This window comes from Petralouisia muris, from assembly GCF_004793545.1.
Classification (GTDB): Bacteria; Bacillota; Clostridia; order Lachnospirales; family Lachnospiraceae; genus Petralouisia; species Petralouisia muris.
Map to the genome: position 1 here is coordinate 1 of NZ_SRYA01000059.1, position 20974 is coordinate 20974.

General features: G+C 44.8%; 16 protein-coding genes and 1 pseudogene. 16 read left to right on the plus strand and 1 reads right to left on the minus strand.

Annotated features, from left to right (window positions below; genetic code table 11):
* Positions 1-238 precede the first annotated feature (238 nt).
* The 13 genes and pseudogenes from E5329_RS21290 (at position 239) to E5329_RS21345 (ending at position 12525) form a co-directional block, all read left to right on the plus strand.
* On the plus strand, positions 239-1651 hold the full coding sequence (locus E5329_RS21290; protein WP_135991368.1) for a Wadjet anti-phage system protein JetA family protein: 1413 nt from the start codon (positions 239-241) through the stop codon (positions 1649-1651).
* Positions 1648-2403 carry a DUF4194 domain-containing protein gene (locus E5329_RS21295; protein WP_135991369.1) on the plus strand — a complete coding sequence of 252 codons (756 nt, stop codon included), beginning with the start codon at positions 1648-1650 and terminating at the stop codon, positions 2401-2403. Before E5329_RS21290 ends, E5329_RS21295 begins: the two co-directional genes overlap by 4 nt.
* A gap of 25 nt (positions 2404-2428) precedes the next feature.
* Positions 2429-5689: an SbcC/MukB-like Walker B domain-containing protein gene (locus E5329_RS21300; protein WP_168356716.1), complete on the plus strand. Its 3261-nt coding sequence runs from the start codon at positions 2429-2431 to the stop codon at positions 5687-5689.
* A gap of 133 nt (positions 5690-5822) precedes the next feature.
* Positions 5823-6281 (plus strand): annotated as a pseudogene (locus E5329_RS21305) (nucleoside recognition protein); the annotation flags it as partial.
* Between the two features lie 277 nt (positions 6282-6558).
* Positions 6559-7023: a DUF6075 family protein gene (locus tag E5329_RS21310; protein WP_135976550.1), complete on the plus strand. Its 465-nt coding sequence runs from the start codon at positions 6559-6561 to the stop codon at positions 7021-7023.
* Entirely contained in the window at positions 7016-7183 is a 168-nt protein-coding gene (locus E5329_RS30000; protein WP_016219872.1) for a hypothetical protein, read from the plus strand. Before E5329_RS21310 ends, E5329_RS30000 begins: the two co-directional genes overlap by 8 nt.
* Positions 7184-7209: 26 nt before the next feature.
* A complete protein-coding gene (locus E5329_RS21315; protein WP_135976551.1) occupies positions 7210-7995 on the plus strand; it encodes a ParA family protein in 786 nt (261 codons plus the stop codon).
* Positions 7985-8881, plus strand: a complete 897-nt coding sequence (locus tag E5329_RS21320) for a ParB/RepB/Spo0J family partition protein (protein ID WP_135976552.1) — start codon at positions 7985-7987, stop codon at positions 8879-8881. The genes E5329_RS21315 and E5329_RS21320 overlap by 11 nt, the downstream gene beginning before the upstream one ends.
* Complete coding sequence (locus E5329_RS21325; RefSeq protein ID WP_135976553.1) at positions 8862-10016, plus strand: DUF6017 domain-containing protein; 1155 nt, start codon at positions 8862-8864, stop codon at positions 10014-10016. Before E5329_RS21320 ends, E5329_RS21325 begins: the two co-directional genes overlap by 20 nt.
* 84 nt (positions 10017-10100) lie before the next feature.
* Positions 10101-10457: a DUF6050 family protein gene (locus E5329_RS21330; protein WP_135976554.1), complete on the plus strand. Its 357-nt coding sequence runs from the start codon at positions 10101-10103 to the stop codon at positions 10455-10457.
* A 241-nt stretch (positions 10458-10698) separates the two neighbouring features.
* Positions 10699-11052, plus strand: a complete 354-nt coding sequence (locus E5329_RS21335; RefSeq protein WP_016219876.1) for a helix-turn-helix domain-containing protein — start codon at positions 10699-10701, stop codon at positions 11050-11052.
* Between the two features lie 364 nt (positions 11053-11416).
* Positions 11417-12073 (plus strand): sigma-70 family RNA polymerase sigma factor, encoded by a 657-nt coding sequence (locus E5329_RS21340; protein ID WP_135976555.1) that lies wholly within the window; start codon positions 11417-11419, stop codon positions 12071-12073.
* Positions 12070-12525, plus strand: coding sequence for an RNA polymerase sigma factor (locus tag E5329_RS21345; protein ID WP_135976556.1), 456 nt, complete (start codon positions 12070-12072; stop codon positions 12523-12525). Before E5329_RS21340 ends, E5329_RS21345 begins: the two co-directional genes overlap by 4 nt.
* A 64-nt stretch (positions 12526-12589) precedes the next feature.
* Here E5329_RS21345 and E5329_RS21350 read toward each other — a convergent pair whose 3' ends face one another.
* Positions 12590-13000: a hypothetical protein gene (locus tag E5329_RS21350; protein ID WP_135976557.1), complete on the minus strand. Its 411-nt coding sequence runs from the start codon at positions 12998-13000 to the stop codon at positions 12590-12592.
* 107 nt (positions 13001-13107) lie between these two features.
* Here E5329_RS21350 and E5329_RS21355 point away from each other — a divergent pair, with 107 nt between their 5' ends.
* The 3 genes from E5329_RS21355 to E5329_RS21365 all read left to right on the plus strand — a co-directional run bounded on the left by E5329_RS21355 (position 13108) and on the right by E5329_RS21365 (position 20805).
* Positions 13108-13326 carry a helix-turn-helix domain-containing protein gene (locus tag E5329_RS21355; protein WP_016219880.1) on the plus strand — a complete coding sequence of 73 codons (219 nt, stop codon included), beginning with the start codon at positions 13108-13110 and terminating at the stop codon, positions 13324-13326.
* 201 nt (positions 13327-13527) lie between these two features.
* Positions 13528-13746, plus strand: a complete 219-nt coding sequence (locus E5329_RS21360) for a helix-turn-helix domain-containing protein (RefSeq protein WP_016219881.1) — start codon at positions 13528-13530, stop codon at positions 13744-13746.
* Between the two features lie 1113 nt (positions 13747-14859).
* A complete protein-coding gene (locus E5329_RS21365; RefSeq protein WP_275443574.1) occupies positions 14860-20805 on the plus strand; it encodes a SpaA isopeptide-forming pilin-related protein in 5946 nt (1981 codons plus the stop codon).
* Positions 20806-20974: the final 169 nt, after the last annotated feature.

The window sequence follows — 20974 nt, forward strand, 5'->3', positions numbered from 1 at the left end:
TAATTCCCCCATGAATGGGGGCTAGGGGGCTGAAGTGTCGAAGACACTTTTTTATCATATTATTTCTTAGAGAACAACGTTTTTTACGTTTGAATTCCTATATTTTTCTGTAAATCTTACTCTATATCTTATTGAAGTATTCGAACAAATGTATTATAATGATAAAAAATCCCGGGAGAAAAAGAATGGAACATTTTATTACGGAAATAAAAATCGACAATTATTTTGAGGAAAACCAATGACAAATTTATTTGATATGATTCCATCCGGTTTCTTTAACTGTTTATCCAGCGGAAGCAACAACCGCATCTATGCCGACTGCCTGCTGGTTATTTATGAACAATACGACAGGGAAATTACTTACCGCATTTCACGCAACCGGATCCGTGACGCACTTTCCGCATATCTGCTGGAAAACCATATTAACTTTTTAGAACAAGACAATGAGCAAACTGAGGAGAGAAATTACAACGATATTGCAAACGCCGTTATACGCAGATTTTGTTCCAGAGAAATCGGATGGCTGGAAGAGGATACAGATGACATTACTTATGAGAAGCACATTATAATGACAGAGCAGGGAATTTTATTGGCGGAATTTCTGCAGAAATTAATCAAACCAGAACGGGAAGAATTTTCCAGTTATATTTTTCATATCTATAATATTTTGCAGAATACGGATCAGTGGAGCCAGAATCCCTATGTAGACGGCCTGAAAAATATCTATCGCAATGCAAGATTGCTGTCTAGAGCCCTAAAACGTCTGGCGACTTTTATTAAAAAAATAATAGAACGAATGGTTAAGGAAGAAAGCCTGGAAAGCCTGACAGAAAATTTATTAGATTACTGTGACGGAAGTTTTGTGCGGGAATATGCAAGGCTTATAAAGCAGCAGAATATTCACATCTATCGTTCCTTTATCAAAGGCAGACTGGATGAATTTCTGAATCATCCGGAATTGAATCAGCTTCTGGTATCAGGATGTGCGCTGGAAGAAGGGCTGGAGGAACAAAAAGCCAAAGAATATGTGGCAGATATGGTTCAGTCTACCAAGCGTTTTCTTGTGGAAGATTATGATCGGATCATGAGGGATATTAAGCATAAAATCAATATTTATCTGCAAATCGCAGTGGGCCGGGCACGTTTTCTTCGGAACCGGGAAGCAGATATGAGGGGAAATGTAGAACAGACGCTGCGCTGTCTTGTTAGGGAAATGAACACAATTGACTGGAAGGAAACGATCCCGGAGGAAATGCAGCCGCTGTTTACCCTGGATAAAAACGAATTTATAGATACCGGTTCCGTTCGCTATCCCAGGAAACCTCAGAACATTAAAAAAGAAACAGTAATAGAATTAGAAGAACTGACAGAAGAAGACATAGATAAAGCAAAAAATGCACAGCAAAAGGAAGCATATAATCCTTATGCAAAAGAAAAAATGAAAGAATATTTGGAACAGCTTATGGGCGGCAAACAGATGCTTTCCTGTGAGAATCTTCCGCTGCAAAGCAAAAGGGATTTGCTCTGTGCATTATCTGCGCTGGCTTACAGCGATGAAAACGGATACTCGGTACAGTTACTGGATGGATATCTGGATGTCCATCATATGATGCTGCGAAGATTCTGCATTACAAAGGAGGAGCAGAAGTGAACATAGAAACTTATTGGAGCGATTATACTTCTGCAGAAAAAGATTTATTTCAAAAATCCTGCAGACGGCTTCTGAAATCTACATTTATCGTACGTGACAAAGATGATGAGCAGAAAAAGGCATATTACTTTATATCCAAAAAGCCGGAGCCTTTTTCCCTGTATTTTGGCTATATTGGATTTGATATTATGATTGATCGGGAAAATGGCGTTATCATGCTGCGCAACTGTGCAGATATGGGAGAAAACGGAAAGCTGCAGTATAACCGGATATCTTTGAAAAAAATAGAAAGCGTGGCGTTATGCTGTCTCTGGATCTTATACGCAGACAGAATACATTCCGGCAGCTTATCTCAGGCAATTCTGATTTCTGTCGCGGACTTAAGCTTTGAACTGGATAAATACGGCGTGAAAGAATTAATTGACAATAAAAAACTTTTAACAGACATACTGGGACTTTTCTCCCGGTTTAATCTTGTGGAAGTAAAAGGAAAAATAGGGGATGCAGAATGTCTGATACGATTATTGCCATCTCTTCAGTTTGCCCTGGACGAAGAGGAATTCTCAAAATTTGTGGAAATAACACAGAAAAGAATGGCAGCAACTGACAGCGATCCGGAAGATATGAAAGATGGGGAAGCGGGCGATCCGGAAGATATGGAAGATGGGGAAGCGGACGATCTGGAAGATGGGGAAGATGGGGAAGCGGGCGATCTGGAAGACATGGACATGGATGATAACAGCAATCTTTAGGATAGTGAGGAGGATAATGATAAAGATGCAGATAAATAGAAAGACAGCAACGAAGCTGTTGATTGTACAATGGTCGCGGTTTCAGGAGCTTTGCGTTAATCTGAAAGGCTCTACCCTATTTACGGGGGTAAATGGCAGCGGAAAATCCACAATTCTGGATGCAATGACATACCTTCTTACAGGAAATACACAGTTTAACAAAGCTGCCAGAGACAGAGATCGAACGGTACTGGCCTATGTGCGGGGAGACACAAAGAGCAATGGCCCTTCCCGATACTTAAGAACCGGCGAAATCATCAGTTACATTGCCATGGAGTTTTGGTCTCCTGCCGACAACTATTTTCTTGTGGCAGGTGTGTGTGTAGAGTCTGCAAATGAAACATCCCAAAAAAGCAGCTGGTTTGTCTGCAGAAACGCCAGAATCGAACAAATCAATTTCGCAAAGCATGAAGGAAAATTTCTCCGGATCTCCCCAAGAAATGAATTGTCTGTAAACGGACAGAGCATGAAATCCGCGGATTTTTTTGGAAGAGACAGAGGAGTGGAGCAAATTATGAGGGCTTTGGGCCTGCGCTGCAATCCGCAAAAATACCGTTCCAAGCTTCTAAAGATGATGGCTTTTCATCCGGAAAACAATATTGATCAGTTTATTCAGGAATGTGTTTTAGAGCCTGGCAAGGTAGAATCATTAAAAGAACTGCGGGAACAGAGGCAGCGGTTTGAAGAAATCAGGGAAGTATTTGAGAATTTAAAAGAAAGTAAAGACAGGTTAGAGGAAGTGGAGCAAAAAAGTGAGGAATATGAGAATAAGCTGAATGCCCTTCATATCCGGGAATTAATGCTCTGCTATCAGGAATTGCAGGAAGCCGAAGAAGAGAAAAGGGAGACGGAGCTGAACATACAGTCCCTTGCACAGAAATTGAATGCTTTTAGGGAACGCAAAAAGGATATGGATCAGCAATACAGCGATGCAGGAGAGCGCTGCCGGATTGCAAGGAACAATGATATTTTTCAGGGAATGCAAGGGACTCTTAGTGAGTTAAAGCGTCAAAGCGAAAAACTGGAACAGGAGTTTGGCCAGAAGGAAGAAAAACTGTCTGCATTAAAAAGTCTGCAGATAAAACTCACAGAGCTTTTTCCCTGGATCGATCAATTTTTCACCATTTCAGAAGAAGATAAAAAGCGTCTGTGCCATTTGGCGGAGGAGCATTTTCAGACAGAGGAAACCATTGAGGCCTTTGTGCGTTTCGGGGAACTGGCCAGAAGGCAGGATAAAGCATTTGAAACTGATGAAGTGCATTTTAATGACCAGCTTGAGGATTTAGAAGCCAGAATCAGTGAATTAGAAAATAAGATTAAGCAATTAAAGGCTAATATTTTAGTATTTCCTAAGGAAATCGAAAAAGCCAGAAAAGTTCTCCAAAGAGAATTTGAATCGGAAGGCATACATACAGAAGTTAAAATTTTCGCTGAATTGGTGCAGGAGATACAGGATGACAAATGGCGCGGAGCCATTGAAACATTTTTGGGAAGAAAGCGTTTTTATATCATTGTTGATGAAAAATACTGCCGCCAGGCTGTGAAGATACTGCAGGATAAAAAAATCTATGGGGTAAATGCGGTGCTTTCGGAGCAATTGCCTGTAACAGACGTGACGCCAGGCTCCGCTGCTGAGATTTTGAATATTCCCAACGCCAATGCCAGAAAATATGCTAATTATCTGTTAAACGGCATCCATTTATGCGGTTCTATGGAAGAGCTGCATAAGTATTCCAAAGGCGGACTGATGCAAAATGGCATGCTGGCAAAAAGCTATGCCGTTTCTTATATGAATATCAGCAAGACGGAATTCTGTCTTGGGCAGGATGCAGTGAAATACCAGCTTCTGAAAGCGGCGGAAGAAAAAGAAAAGCAGCTTGCAAAGAAGGAAGAAGTTCAAAAACAAAAGGAACAGATTTGCAGATGGCGGGAGAAGCTGCAGCAGATTGACTGGCAGGCAGAGCATTATGATTTTGACTCAGCACAATCATTGGCTGACATTTCAGAGCGCAACATCAGAATCCGCAATGATTTAGAAAAAATCAGCCAAAATCCTGATTTTATGGCGGTGATACAGGAACAGCAGGAGGCGGAACAGGAATATAAGAGGCTGGAACAGGCGAGGGATATTCTAATCGGAGATTTAAAAGGCTGTGAAAAGGATTTGGAAAATCTTCAGATAGAGTTGGAGCAATTGTCCGGAGAAATCTATGTAAAGGATCAGGAATATTCGGAAAAATGCCTGAAGCATCTGGAATTAAAACAGCAAATGCTGGAAGAATATGAAAAACTGAGGGAAAAAAAGGGCATTTGTCAGGTTATTACTCCAAAAACGCTCCGAATCCTGCGGGGAGAAGTGGAAGAGTGCGTACGGCAAATGGAAAATGCCCAGCTAAGTTATTGTAAACTGGCTGAAATTGACATTAATAAACGGGGTGTGCCCTACATTCCATTTTTCCGGGAAGAATACAGGAATATTGCAAATGTAAAGATTGAAGAAGTACATCAGCGTTTAACGGAACAATCCTTAAAGCTGGAAAATGCTTTTATGAATGATTTTGTAGCGGAGATTAATGAAACGATCCGCGATGCGAAAAGAGAAATTGCAGCCATTAATCAGGAATTGAAAACGCTTCCTTTCGGCAAGGATACCTATAAATTCGTAATCAAAGAAAAGGCCGATCGGGAGATATTTTTCCGAATCTGCAGAAAACTGGAACATTACATGGATACTCCGGAAGTGTATATGAATTCTGCCAGAGAGGATGAAGAAATGGAGCGGGATATCCGGGAATTTATGGAATTGATCCTGGAAGAGGAGGATGAAACAGAATATACCGATTACCGGAAATATTTTGTATATGATATGGAAATTGCAAGCAGACAGGGAGACAGCGAAATTATTTCAGATCTTTCCAAAAAACAAGGATCTGCAAGCAACGGAGAAAAACAGACGCCATATTTTATTATTTTAGCCGCAAGCCTGCTTCAATGTTATCCCAGACAGGCCTGCTGCGCCCGTTTGGCCTTTATTGACGAAGCCTTTTCAGCCCTTTCCAGAGAACGGATTGAACAGATGGTAAAATATCTGGAGGATAATCATTTTCAGGTGTTTTATGCCGCTCCTCCGGAAAAAATAAACAGTATAGGAACGTATATCGAATCTACGGTGAGTCTTGTAGCAACTGGAAGGTATACTAATGCAGTGGAAGGGCTGGTGAGAGAAGAGGAAGCTTTTGCAAAGTAACCTCCATGTTCCATCGGCAGAGCGTTTTCTGATTTGCTGGTGAAAGAAAAGGGAACTTCCGAAAAATAACCCACACATTTTTTCCTCTGCTGCATAGGATATAAACAACTGAATCTTTTGGAGAATAAATTCTATGCTGAATTACTTATGGGGTTTTATGATTATTATCGGCATTGTCTATGCTGCATTCACCGGAAATCTCCCGGCTGTCACCAATGCCGCTCTGGATTCCTCCAAAGAAGCTGTGGCTCTCTGCATCACCATGTTAGGGGTAATGTCCCTGTGGGTAGGGCTGATGCGCATTGCAGAAAACTGCGGCATTATTTCCGGAGCGGCCCGCACCCTTAACCCATTCCTGCGATTTATGTTTCCCGCAATTCCAAAGGGTCATAAGGCGAATGAATACATATCAACAAATATTATTGCCAATGTTTTCGGCCTTGGCTGGGCCGCTACCCCTGCCGGACTGAAAGCCATGGAAGAAATGGGGGAATTGAACCAACACAGCAAAATTGCCAGCAAGGACATGTGTACCTTCCTGATTCTGAATGTTTCCTCTTTTCAGCTGATTCCCGTCAACATGATTGCCTATGATTGATTTATAATAGGACTAAATAAAGACCTTGAACTATAGAGGCTTTATTTAGTCCTATTTTTTCATGTCTACAGATTTTCTACATCTGGATAAAGTAACGTTACGAAATGGGATAGGAAACTATTTTCTGCCCAAAGAAATTATAACATGGATGTACTGGTACAGGAAAGCAAATCCGGGTTGCCAGTTAGCCGTATTTTGGGTAACTGGCAGCACGGATTCCACAAGGGTTTGGGAGTGTAGCTCCCAAGTATTTCAAAATGGAGGACAAGCTATGGCAGCGAATACAGCGAAAGGTGCAGGAAACAAAGATACTCGCACAATTACTTTCAAGAGCAAAGAACATAAGGATTTTTATAAGGAGTACCTGCAGAAATGCAGATACCAGGATGTATACCATAAAGCATTGGTGTACTGCCTGGGGATTGGTCAGGATACTAGGGTAAATGTGAACAGAATTTATGATTTTAAAACAGGATGCGTGAAAACGGAATGCCTGCATGAAGGCTGGCAGACTAGCGGCAGCGCAAGAATTGTACGGATGGCATTTAACCTCTATTGTAATGGAACGCCAAGTGTCTATGATACGGAGGATGTGGAGGAACAATTAAAAGAGTTCCGTTGTTATACAGTGGAAGATTTATTCTGCTGCGGCTATGCCAGATACTTTTGGGAGGCAGTCAAGCTCCGCTATCCGGAATACTGTTTTTACGTGGATATGGAGGATTTATATGCTTAAAATCAGGATGCAGGGGACAAAGAAAGACCTTCACTGGTTCCGGCGGCTTTTGGAGCGGCATGAAGGCGTGGATGTGAAAGAAGTGTCGGAACCATTTGCAAACAAAGGGACAAATAAGTATTTCCGTGTATATGCGGAAGTGGAAAGAACAGAAAAATAGATTAGAGAATCAGGAGGAAAGTATATATGTGCAGAGTGATCGCAGTAGCAAACCAGAAAGGCGGAGTCGGCAAGACTACAACGTGTGTGAATTTAGGGATCGGGCTTGCAAGGGCAGGCAAGAAAGTATTGTTGGTAGAGGCAGATGCGCAGGGCAGCATGGCGGTGAGCCTGGGGATTGCTGAGCCGGACGAGCTGGATGTGACGTTAGTGAACATCATGGAAAAGGTAATCAACGATGAGGACGTAGAGCTTGGCGAGGGGATTATCCGCCATAAGGAGGGGATTGATTTTATCCCGGCAAATATCGAATTGGCAGGCTTGGAAACGGCCTTGGTAAATGTTATGAGCAGGGAAACGATACTGCGCCAGTATCTGAACACCGTAAAAGGGGAGTATGACTTTGCGATTATTGATTGTATGCCCTCGCTTGGCATGATTACGATAAACGCCCTTGTAGCGGCAGACAGCGTACTGATTCCCGTAGAGGCGGCGTATCTTCCGGTTAAAGGGCTTCAACAGCTTATAAAGACGATTGGAAGGGTTCACAGAAAGCTGAACCCGGCGCTTAACATTATGGGGATTCTGCTGACAAAGGTAGACCGCAGAACAAACTTCGCAAGGGACATTTCAGCGCAGATCCGGGAGGTATATGGGAACCGGGTACATATTTTTGAGAACTGCATCCCGTTATCTGTAAAGGCTGCAGAAACCACGGCAGAAGGGAAAAGCATCTATCTTCATGATCCAAAGGGGATTGTGGCAGGCGGCTACCATTCACTGACACAGGAGGTGCTTGTGGATGAAAAGTAAGAGCGCAGAGAAGGTAAAGCTGAACAGCTTTGATGATTTGTTTGGCATAGATGAAACGGGCGAAACGGTCACTTCCGTTCCCCTAAGTGAGCTGCATACGTTTAAAGGCCATCCGTTCCGGGTATTGGATGATGAAAAAATGCAGGAAACGGTGGAAAGCATAAAGCAGTATGGCGTGTTGATGCCGGGGATTGTGCGCTCGCATCCGGAAGGCGGCTATGAGGTTATTGCAGGGCATAGACGGTGGCGGGCCTGTGAACTTGCAGGGCTTACGGAAATGCCTGTCATTATCCGGGAAATGGATGATGATACAGCGGTAGTCCTGATGGTCGATACGAATATCCAGAGGGAGGACATCCTGCCAAGTGAGAAGGCGAAGGCATATCGGATGAAATACGAAGCAATGAAGCACCAGGGCAGCAAAGGGGAGAAATATACTGCAGATGCCATCGGGGAAGCTGCCGGGGACAGCGGGAGGACAGTGCAGCGTTATATCCGGCTGTCGGAACTGGTGGAAGAACTGATGGATTATGTGGATGAAAATAAAATCCCTATGGTGGTCGGGGAGAAACTGTCTTATCTGAAAGCAGAAGAACAGGCATGGGTTGTGGACGCCATCGGCAACAGCGGCATATTCCCATCGAAGGCGCAGGCAGAACAGCTAAAGGAAAGCAGTGAAACAGGGGAATTGACGGAAGGGAATGTATATGCGGTTTTAATCCGGAAAGAGAAGGAAAATGTGAATGTGACGATTTCCGCAAAGAGAATCCGCAATTATTTCCCGACGGAATATTCCAAAGAGCAGATTGAGGATGTAATCTATACACTTCTGGAGGAATGGAAGCAGAAGGAGGGAGGGACAACGGATGCAGGAATTACAGTTTGATTATTATCGGGGCATGGAAGCGGAGCAGTACACGTTTTACCGGATTCCGAAGGTTCTGTTCACTGCAGAATGCTTCAAGTCTCTCTCTTGTGAAGCGAAGGTTTTATACGGTCTTTTATTAGACCGTATGAGCCTTAGCATAAAGAACCGGTGGTTTGATGAAGAGGACAGGGTGTATATCATTTTTACAGTGGAAGAAATTGCAGAGCTTATGAACTGTGGTACACAAAAAGCGGTAAGGCTTCTGAAAGAACTGGATGCAGATAAAGGAATTGGACTGATTGAAAAGAAACGCCTGGGGCTTGGAAAGCCGAATGTCATATACGTGAAAAATTTCATTATCCGGCAGACAGAGGGCAAGGAAAGAGAGGAAAAACAGGGGGGAACGCCTATAAATGCACAGAATAGTGAAAATCACAATTCAAGAGTTGTGAAAACCACAATTCAAGAATTTCCTGAATCACAATTCAAGAATGGTGAAAATCACAATTCAGGAATGATGAAAACCACAATTCAAGAATCTCCAGAATCACAATTCAAGAATGGTGAAAATCATACTTCTGGAATGGTGGGAATCACAATTCAAGAATTTCCAAAATCACAATCTAATAAGACTGATATTAACAAGACTGATTTAAGTAAGCCTGAATTTAGTGAAACGGAGTGTAGTAAGCCTGATCTTAATGATCCTGAATCCGGTGTGTCTGCTATCCATCCCAATCCTATCCTGTCTAATCCATCTATCCCAGGAACAGAGCCGGATGTGATGGGAGAGATGAATGCTTACCGAGACATCATTCGGGAACACATATCTTACGAGTGTTTCCAGGACGGGCGCTATCACCGGAGGGAGGACGTGGATGAACTGGTGGAGCTGATGGTGGAAGTGATGATGCTGCCGGACAATGGCACAGTGCGGGTTGCAGGAGTGGAAAAGCCGGCGGCGCTTGTCAAGAACCGGTTTATGAAGCTGAACCATGAGCATATGGAGTATATCCTTACCTGCCTGGGCGCAAATACGACGAAGGTGGGCAATATCAAGGCATATCTTCTGACAACGCTGTATAATGCCCCGATGACCATAAGCAATTATTACACGGCGGAAGTGAACCATGACCTGTATGGGAGCGGATGAAAAAGTGCGGGGAATATTGGCGATAAAATTGTTTCGGTGTGCCAGGCGTGATATACTGGATGCAGGTACAGATTGGAGGAAGGTATGAAAATAAGTGAATTTGTAAAGAAAGTGGTAATCCCGGTTGTATCGGCATTGTTTTTGGCGGCATTGTTCCGTCCGCTGTGCATGGAGAATGGGGAGTGCAATTATTTGAACCTGTGGTGGTTCATGGGTATTCCATTTGGCATACATAGGATGTTTTTCTGGATTATCCCGAAAGGCTATGACATTGGCGGCACGGTGGGCATCCTGTTTATCAATGTTCTTGTGGGCGGCGTGATTGGAGGGATCGTTCTTGTCTGGAGACTGCTGGCAGCCGCAGTATATCTGGTGAAAGCAGTCGTGGCAGTGATCAGATGGACAGTGAAAAAAATGGCTGGGAAGCCATACAGGGCGTGATTGGCGTTTGAAAGAAATAGAAAGAAACAGAAAGGACAGGCAATACAGGCATAAATTGAATAACAATCCGTAAAAACAGCTTGATACACGGCTGTTTTTTTGTTGTCCAACTTTACGGCACGGTGTCGCAAAGTCAGGGGACAGGGCTTGACGGAATGGCGGATGTAAAGCGGGCTGCGCACTTTGCGACACTATGACGGAAAGTTCCGGGAGAAAATTCAGACCAGGAAGGAGGTGCGTATTGGGCAATCGTGCAGGGTCGCAGGACTTGATTGAATTGGGCAACCGTATCCGTGACCGGAGGAATGAGATCAGCATGTCACAGGAGAAGGTTGCGGAACAGGCAGGGATCAGCGCCAACACCGTCAGCCGCATTGAGGGCGGGCAGTCTGCGATGTCCATAGAGATATTTATAAAAATGGTGCAGATACTCGGCGTGGATGCGAACGAGCTTCTTGGCGTAAGCGGCCAGACAAAGGAGGATGGGCAGTGCCGGAAGATGTTCTGCCGCATCCGGCATCTGAAGCAGAGTGAGCAGATGGTGGTTTTACAGACGATGGAGGCATTGGTCGATGGACTGCGGCAATGCAGGTGATGTGATTTACCACAGTTCTTGAAGTTCCACAAATATGTTGCCCTTTCCGGGAATCTCCACATATATGTTGGGGTAAACGGAAGGACCGGCTGTTAAACTGGATACATCAGAGGAAAACAGCCACAGGAGAAAACGGTGATGGAAGGGGGATAGTAGAAAGGCAGATAAAAAGACCAGGATTATCAGAAAAATATAAGGATAAAGTTATGGACTGGTAAAGGCGGTAAAAGGGGTTCTTGGCTCCCGTTAAAAAAAACGGGTGAGCCGGGAGCGTTATTTTACTGCCTTCCTGCTGTATCGGACAATCCCTGTGATGCCAGTTTTCCAGGCCGCCCGCAGCCTTCGGGCAGAAAGGCGGCTATATATGCTGACATTGCAGGAATTGAAACGAATTGTGGATGTGCCGGGTTTTGGAGTAAAACTTCCAACGGCAAAGCAGCTAAGGACATCCAGATCGGTAATCGCACAGGAAAGGATTGGCTTGGATTCGGAAATATCCGCTTATCAGAGCGGCTATGTGCTTTATCAGGTGGAAAAATATTTCACAGTGTTTTTACTTCACTCATGCAGGGATTATCTGTATCTGGCAGATGGAAAGGCGGTTATCCTGCCGGAACAATTTTTTGAAAACAGGGAATGGTATCTGCGGCTTGTACTGGAAGGCGAAGACCGGCTGAACCGGAACCATGAAGAAAAGGAACGGAGCTGGAATGTTTCTTACAGCGCTGTATCCGAAGATTGGCTGGCAATGGAAAACCTGACAGAATCCATGTTAGAGCATTTGACAAGGCAAGAGACGGTGGCAGAAATATTGGGGATTTTATCGGCAAGGCAGAAATATGTCATTCAAAAATATTACCTGCAGGGAGAAACACAGGAGCAGATCTCAAAGGAATTAGGCATCAGCCAGCAGGCGGTATCCGCAATGATTTCCCAGGCAGTCCGCAGCATCCGTAAAAATTATCAGGCTTCCCAGAATTGCCCTGATTACAGGATATGTTGCTGGGAGGGCCGGGCATGAGAGGGAAACAGCCGAAGGAACGGGATCATTATGTGCTGCGGATGGCGGACGGTACATTAGTGGATGTGACCAGGGAGGTTTATTTAGAATGGTATCGGTCACGGCGCAGGGAGCGGTATCAGAAGGAGCGGAACCGGAAACATGGCATATGCAGTCTGGACAGCTTAGAGGTCCGGGGGAATGGTTCAGGGCATTTTCAGGATGTGGCAGAGGGGGTGGAGGAGACGGTTTTGCGAAATATCTGCCGGGATAAAGTGAGGGAAGTTCTGGAAAAACTGCCTGCAGAGGACGCCAGGCTGATTGAGCTGCTGTATTTTGCGGAAGCTACGGTAACAGATACGGCAAAGCTCTTTGGCTGCAGCCGGAAAACGATACAGAACCGCCGGAAACGGATATTAGAAGAGTTATGCCGGAAAATGAAAGAGCAGGGAATTCAAGGTGGATATTTCTGAAAGCACATGGTTTTCCACTTTGCGACATCGTGTCGCAAAGTGGAGTCCTTCCATCAGGGATATTTTATTTGTATTGCACTTCAAATTCTCCTGGATTGTCTTTGATATTATTTTGTACATCAGGGTTTTCTGTATTAAATTCTGTAACGTATTCAAAAGAATAAGCTTCCTTACCTTTTTGTGCATTTTTTTCAGAAGTGAATACATCTACGGATACATTGTTAGGATATCCGTTTATATCAAACGAAAAGCGTGTACTGTGGAAATCATTGTCAAGGATATGCTGTATGATTTCCCTGGAACATGCTTCTTTATCCGATACGTCATCTTTATCGGCAATGACATCAATATCCAGCTCATACCAGTTACCGGATGTTGTGTTATTGGAAGAGAGAATGTCCATTTCAATATATTCTTTGGAACACCCACATATCATTCCGCATGATAATAAAATTAAGAGTCCTGTTTTTTTCATTTCCCGTCACCTCCAATTACCTAACCAAATGGTTTGGTTTTGAATAAAGTATAACATCTGGTGATAAAATTTGAAAGAGTAAAACTAACCAAACGGTGAGGTACGATATGTATTACAGGCGGATCAGGGATTTGAGGACAGACCATGATTTACGGCAGATAGATGTGGCTGAATTTTTGGGCTGCCATGAAGGTGTATACAGAAGGTATGAAAATGGGGTGCGGGAGATACCGCTATGGGCATTGTTGAAGCTGGCAGAACGGTATGATGTCAGTGTTGATTATATGCTTGGGATTACAGATAATAGAAGAAAATATGGTGAATAGGGTTATGGCACATTAATTTCTCATGCCATAACTCTTTTTGTATCATGCTCTCCTGCAGGATGTTTTATATCTAATCTTCTGAGCATTTTCAAATATTGGCCATCTTCTATTTACCTAACCGAATAGTACGGTTTTGAGTAGAATATCCTATCTGATGATAAGATTGAAAAGAATAGATCAAACCGAACGGTGAGGTGTAGTATGCATTACAAGAGGATCAGGGATTTAAGGACAGACCATGATTTAAGACAGATAGATGTGGCTGAATTTTTAGGGTGCCATGAAGGAGTGTACAGAAGATACGAAAATGGTTCACGTGAGATACCGCTATGGGCATTGATGAAACTGGCGGAACGGTATGATGTCAGTGTCGATTATATATTGGGGATTACAGATAATAGAAGAAAATATGGGGAATGAAAGGCTATGGGATGAATGTGTACCATAGCCTTTTATTATTTAAGTGGCCCTGTATAGGATTTCCTAATTCATTCATTTGATGCAAAATAATGGTTCAAAGCATACTCGAAATGAGCATTAAACTTTATTGACGCCTATTGGCTAAGCGGCATCTTAGGCTTTACCATATCAAAAGCATGTATATTTGTCCTATAGGTATCTATATCAGCTTCTACGCCTACTTTTTTTAAGTTCTCAACGAATGTACAGGTTTCAGAATAGAAAGGCTCTCCATCGTCAACAAAAGTGTATGCAGGCTGCTCTGGACATATGAACCATTTCTTTCATTCCAGTTAGATAACCGCCTCCATGAATCCATAGAATTCCTGGGGCATTCTTTTTTGGGGATTTAGGCGATAGTAAAAGCGCAGATATAGATTTTCCGTTTTTTTGCGGTATTCTTATCTTTGTGCAGTTTATTTCTTTATTAGTAGAAAATTTATACATAGAAAACAGCTCCAATTTTTTCTCTCACAAATATCATCACAAATGTTATCTGATCCGGTAATCAAGATTCACTATTTCGTAAAAATCCCGATTTGCCCAATGCTTTTATTCTATCATATACAAACATTTCTTTCACTCAATATTAGTTCATATACAAAAAAATAAAAAAGTTTTCAAATCTGCTTGTATTTTTCCCTCTCCAGCCTGCTATTAGTGAAAGGGTAACATTTCTGAAAAATTTCCAGCTATCACAATTCAAAGATTTCCCTTTCACTCGTACCTTGAAAATTTCATAGCCTGCCCAGATTGATACCCGGCATTGAGTGTGCATCTTAGCGTACCCTGCCGGAGAAAACGCCCCAGGAAAGAGAAGCCGGGACAGGGAACGGGTCTGGGAGGAACACAGGAAAACGCTCAATATAACATAAAGCCAGTCCGGGAAACCGGATTGGATAACAGCAGATGCCATGCAGGGAAGCCTTTTTGTTCCGGTGTGTTTGAATATGCCAGGACAGAGGGTTTTCCTGTATTGATGTGCTGTTATCGGCTGGCAGTGCAAATAAAACGAAGGGAGACAGATATATGGGAAGATAGGAAATAAGCGGAAAAGACAGGATGATGGCAGTTATGGGACTGCACAATGAAGAAAGCGAGGGACAAAATATATTGAAAGGAAATGTAAAGAGGATTGTATCCGGCCTGCTGTCGGCGCTCACGGTCTTGTCAGCCTTCTTACAGCCGGTGGGAGTTTATGCGGCAGTGCCGGAGACTGTGGCTTATGAAGCGGAGTACCCGGCTTTTGAGAAGGTGAAAGAAAAACTGGATGCGGATGAAATTGTGGCTGCAAAAGATCATATCGTGGAGATTGACAGTGGCTTTGACGTGGAACATGATTTTTCCGGCATAGAGTTTTCGCCGGATAAAGTAAAAATCATATTCCATGAAGCGAAGGATAAAGATGGGAAAAAGATTGACATCGGGAAGGCAGGGACTTACAAAGCGGTTTATTTTGTAGAGCCGGCCAGTAAGAATCCATCTTACCATATCAGCAGGAACATTATTGTAAAGGAAAAAATGTCTGTATCATCTTCTGAAAAGCGGACGGCAGATGGAGAAGGGAGCGAAAACAGCCATTCCGATGATTCAGAAGGAACGGAAGCAGATGGGGAAGGAGATTTGCCGGGGCAGACGGCAGATGGGGAAGAAATCCCAAAGGAATCCATGACGGAATCCGAGATGGAAGCGGTCATAGAGGGCATGGAACAGGCAGAAGATACAAGACAGGATGCGGAAATGATTGCAGAGGAAGAAGGCATCCTTCTGTTTGCAGAAGCAAGGCAGACGGCAAGGGCTTCTGGTTCCGCAACAATGGTAAAGGGAAGGAAGATTTATTATCCCGGCAACCTGGGAAATTACTCTACCTGTTATTTCACGGTAAATGGGAAGATCGCATACTGCCTGGAGTCTGCAAAGGGTTCCCCGGATACCGGGAGCTACGCCGCCCAGATCATAGACGGGAATCCGAACCTGCAGAAAGCGCTTTATTATGGCTATGGCGGCACAGGGGATGTGACTGCAAGCTATATGCCGTCCTTTGGAGAGGATTTAAAGTATGTGTTCACCCATATCGCGGCCAGTTATTTTTACTGCGGCATGGATGGGTTTGCCGGATGCACGATGGATGATTTGCGGGAGTGCGGGGTGCTTGGTTGGATCAATTATCTGGAAAGCCTGCCTGCGCCGCCCGATCCACAGATCAGTTTGAGCAAGACCGCTTTGAAAGCAGCATATGATGGCTCGAAGCAGGTGACGGGGACAACGAAGCTGAACGGTGATTCCAGAAATTCCATTACCATTAAGCTTCCAAAGGATGTGACATTCCATAATAAGACAGACGGGAGCAAGCAGACAGGGGGAAATGTCCGTGTTTCCGGTGGGACAAGTTTTTATTTTACTGCCCCGGTGACGGTCAATGGGGAATGGAATACCGGAGCAATGAAAGGCAGCATCCGGGTGATATGGAAGGCGCTTGTCGTTCCGACAGGGAGCGCCACGCAGGATATTGGGAGTTATTATGAGGAAGAAGGCGGCAATTCCGTGAGCCTTTCCGTGGACTGGCTGGAACGTGCAAAGGTGAAGGTAATCAAGGTGGATTCCATTGCCAACGCAAAACTTTCCGGCGCTGTATTCGGCGTTTACCGGGATAAGGACTGTACGGACTTGATTACCAGGATGCCTGCAACGGACAGTAATGGTGCGTCGGAAGCAGAAATTGTCATGACACAGAATACGGTGTATCTGAAAGAGATTACGGCTCCGGCAGGATACCGGTATAATGCGACTGCTTACCGTGTGGCTCTGGAAGCGAACCAGACAACTTCCACGACTGTCCCGGATGTGGAGCAGCTTGGAAATCTGACGATTTACAAGGAAGGCGAGGTTCTGACAGGTGCGGATTCCAATGAGAACGGCACAGCATTCCGTTATGAAAGCCGTAGACAGAAGGGCGCTGTATTTAATGTCTATGCGGCAAAGGATATTACCACGCCGTATGGCTCGGTAGTCTATAAAGCCGGGGAGCTGGTGGCGGAAAACCTTGTGACCGGGGACAATGGCTCTGTGACGCTGAAAAACCTGCATCTTGGCACATACCGGGTAAAGGAAATGCAGGCCCCGAAGAACTTCTATAACAAAGGGGAAACAAAGGATGTGGCGATTGCCTATGCCGGGCAGATGGCGGAGGCGGCGTTTGCCAATGCTACATTTTTAAATGACAGGCAGAAAGCGGATGTGCGTGTGGTAAAGAACGATAAGGATACGGGAAATGGACTTGCAGGGGGAATTTTCGGGCTGTATGCTTCAGAAAATATCACCAATGCAGACGGGAATGTTGTTGCATCCCAAGGCGCACTGATAGACAAAGCAACAACGGATGGTGATGGCAATGCAGCATTTTTGGCAGACCTTCCGGTTGGGTTTGGGTATGAGGCAAAAGAAATCCAGGCTCCAGAGGGGTATCTTAGGAATACGGAAGATGTGTATTCTTTCCGGTTTAGTTACACCAATGACCAGGAAGCGAAAGTGACATTCTCCCATACTTTTGCTAATGAGCGTGTCAACGCCACAATCCGGCTGCAGAAGAAGGATAAGGAAACCAATAAAAATATCCCACAGGGGGACGCAACGCTGGAACATGCCGTTTACGGCTTATATGCAAGGAATGACATCCTACACCCGGATAAAAAGACAGGCGTCCTTTATAAAGCCGGGGAGCAGGTGGGGACGCTGACCACGGATAAAGAGGGCAAGGCGGAAATCACAGATTTATACCTTGGGGAGTATTTTGTGAAGGAGGTCACGCCGCCTGCGGGTTATCTGGCAGATGAAACGGAGTATGACTTAGTTTGTAACTATGAGGGAGATTTAGTTGATACGGTAGAGCGTGACTGCACATCCCCGGAACAGGTGAAAAAGCAGCCGTTCCAGATCATCAAGGCGGCAGACAATGGGAAAACCGATGCGGATTTATTATCCGGCGCAGGGTTTACCGCATGGCTGGTATCTTCCCTGGATAAGAAAGAAAATGGCGGGTATGATTTTGATTCCGCTGAACCGGTGGCAATCGGGGAGAACGGGGCAACGGAAATCTTCACTGATGAAAGGGGCTATGCCTGCAGCATCCCGCTCCCGTTTGGGACGTACATTGTGAAAGAAACGACCACGCCGCATAATTATACGCCGGTCAAGGACTTCCTTGTGCATGTCACAGAGCATAAGCCGACGACGCCGCAGGTATGGCGGGTGCTTCTGGACGATGAATTTGAAGCGAAGCTGAAAATCGTGAAGCAGGACGATGAAACGAAGAAAGCTGTGCTTGCAGAAAATACAGAGTTCAAGGTGTATGACCTGGACAACGGGAAATATGTGGAGCAGGTGACGACTTACCCGACCGTGGTAACACATAAATCCTATTTCACGGACAGCGAAGGTTATCTGATTTTGCCGCAGAACCTGAAAATCGGTCATTATCGGATAGAGGAAGTCAATGCCCCGTCTGGCTATACGCTGAATGAGAATTATTATGAAGTGTCCGTGGATTCAGATACGTTGTACCAGATGGACGATGTGTCAGGGGATGTTATCATTGATGTTGTCTATGAAAACCATCCGGTAAAGGGTGAGCTGCATATCGTGAAGAAGGGTGAAGTGCTGAACCGGTACGATGATAAGGATTTCCGGTATGAGGTGGAAACATTAGAGGGTGCAGAGTTCAAAGTTTATGCGGCAGAGGATATTTACACCGCTGATTTCCAGAAGGATGAAAACGGGAACCGGATTCTTGAATATGCTTCTGGCGTATTGGTGGATACGCTGGTGACAGATAAAGACGGGAAAGCGTCGATTGAAAACCTTCCGCTTGGCACATACCGAGTAGAAGAAACAAAAGCCCCGGAAGGGTTTGTGCTGAATGGAGAGGCGCAGACCATTACTTTTGCTTACACAGACCAGAACACGCCAATCATTGAACAGACAGCCACATTTGAGAATGACCGCCAGAAGGTGGCGATTGCAGTGGTGAAGAAAGATGCAGAGAATGAATCTGTGGTAGCGGGGGCAGTCTTTGGACTGTATGCGAAGGCTGATATTTTCGCACATGGGGAAGTGATTGTTAAAGCGGATATGCTGCTTGGTGAAGCCATGACAGGGGAAGATGGCAGGGCAGTCTTTGGCCTGGATCTGCCTTTCGGGGAATATTACATCCGGGAGGAACAGGCTCCTGCAGGCTATGTATCTTCCGATGAAACCATTGAAGTATCTGCAGCATACCAGGGGCAGGATGTAGAAGTTGCAGAATATGTGTCTGAATTTAAAAATGAACCGACAACCGTTTCCATTAAAAAGACAGACCTTGCAACAGGCGTGGAACTGGAAGGGGCAGCATTGACTGTCCTTGATAAAGACGGGGATATCGTAGATACATGGAAATCCGTCAAAGGAGAGGAACATATCATTAAGCGGCTGACCGTCGGAGAAACTTATACGCTCCGGGAGGAATTAGCGCCTTATGGGTATTTAAAGGCAGAAGAAATCACGTTTACCGTGGAAGATATGGCTGAAATCCAAAAAGTGGAGATGAAGGACGGTGTGCCGACAGGTACGCTCCTGATCAACAAAGAAGGGGAGTTTTTAGAAAATGTATCGTTGCTGGACAGCATTGGCGGCTGGATCACGCATCTGTTTGAGTATGTCACCGGCTCACTGAAAGATGTTGTCTTTGAAGTGTATGCTCTGGAGGATATAAAAGCGGCAGATGGGGAGAGTGAGGATTATTATAAAAAGGATGAGCTGATAGCTGCCATCACCACGGACGATAGCGGGATTGCAAAACTGGACAATCTCCCTCTTGGGAAATATTATGTGAAGGAGAAAGAAACAGCAGAGGGTTATGTCCTTGACGGGGAAATCCGGGAGATTGACCTGACTTACCGTGATCAGGACACAGCGGTTGTCACGTTCTCTACGGACTGGCAGAATAACCGCCAGAAAGCAGAAGTCAATGTAATAAAGACGGAGAAAGATTCTGACCGTGCAGTGGAAGGGACGGTATTCGCCCTTTGTGCGAAAGAGGACATCACCAATAAAGATGGCGAAGTGATCATGGAGGCGGATACGGTGATTGAGGAAAAAGCCACGGACGAAGATGGGAAGCTGTCATTTGCGGCTGTCCTCCCGATTGGGTTCCCTTATTATGTGAAAGAAACGGCCCCCGCTCCGGGATTTACCAGCGAAGGTGAAACAAAGGAATTTGACTTCACCTATGAAGATGCGGAGCAAGAAAGCATTTCCTATGAATTTGCCTTTGAAAATGTTCCTACGGTATTTGAGTTTACCAAAACATCCCTTACAGATGGAAAAGAGGTAGAGGGTGCGAAGCTTAAGGTAACGGATGAAGACGGCAATCTTGTGGATGAGTGGGTTTCCGGCAAGGAGCCGCATATCATCAAAGAATTAGTAGTTGGTAAGAAATATACCATGACAGAGACACAGCCTGCAGACGGCTATGTGACTGCGGAGAGCATTGAGTTTGTTGTGGAGAATACAGGAGAAGTGCAGAAGGTGGATATGAAGGATGATGTGACAAAGGTGGAGATTTCCAAGACAGACATAGCCGGGAAGGAACTGCCAGGGGCAAAACTTTCCATTCTGGATAAAGACGGGAAAGAAGTAGAAAGCTGGACTTCCGGGAATAAGCCGCATTATATGGAAATGCTGCCAATCGGGGAATACACACTGCATGAGGAAAGTGCGCCGGACGGCTATCTTGTGGCAGAAGATGTGAAGTTTGAAGTTAAGGATACCGGGGAGATCCAGAAGGTTTCGATGAAGGATGAAGCGGAGCCGGGCGAACCGGATCAGCCGAAGGAAACACCGAAACCGAAAACGCCGTCTGCTGAGACTCCGAAAACAGGGGATGACAGGCCGTTCTGGTTATGGCTTGCCTTGGCCGGGATTGCAGTCTGCGGGATAGCAAGCTCTGTGATTATATTCTGCAGAAAAAGGAAGGAGGACTGACAGCGTTTGGAGCAATCCAAGAAAACGCTCATTGCAACACAATAATAATTTAATAAGACATATGGGCGTTTGCAGAAAGAATCTGTAAGCGTTTTTTTATGCTTGTATATGGGGAACTGTCCATTATAGGTTTTAAATGGGAATGTATCCACTCAGAAATTGATGTATG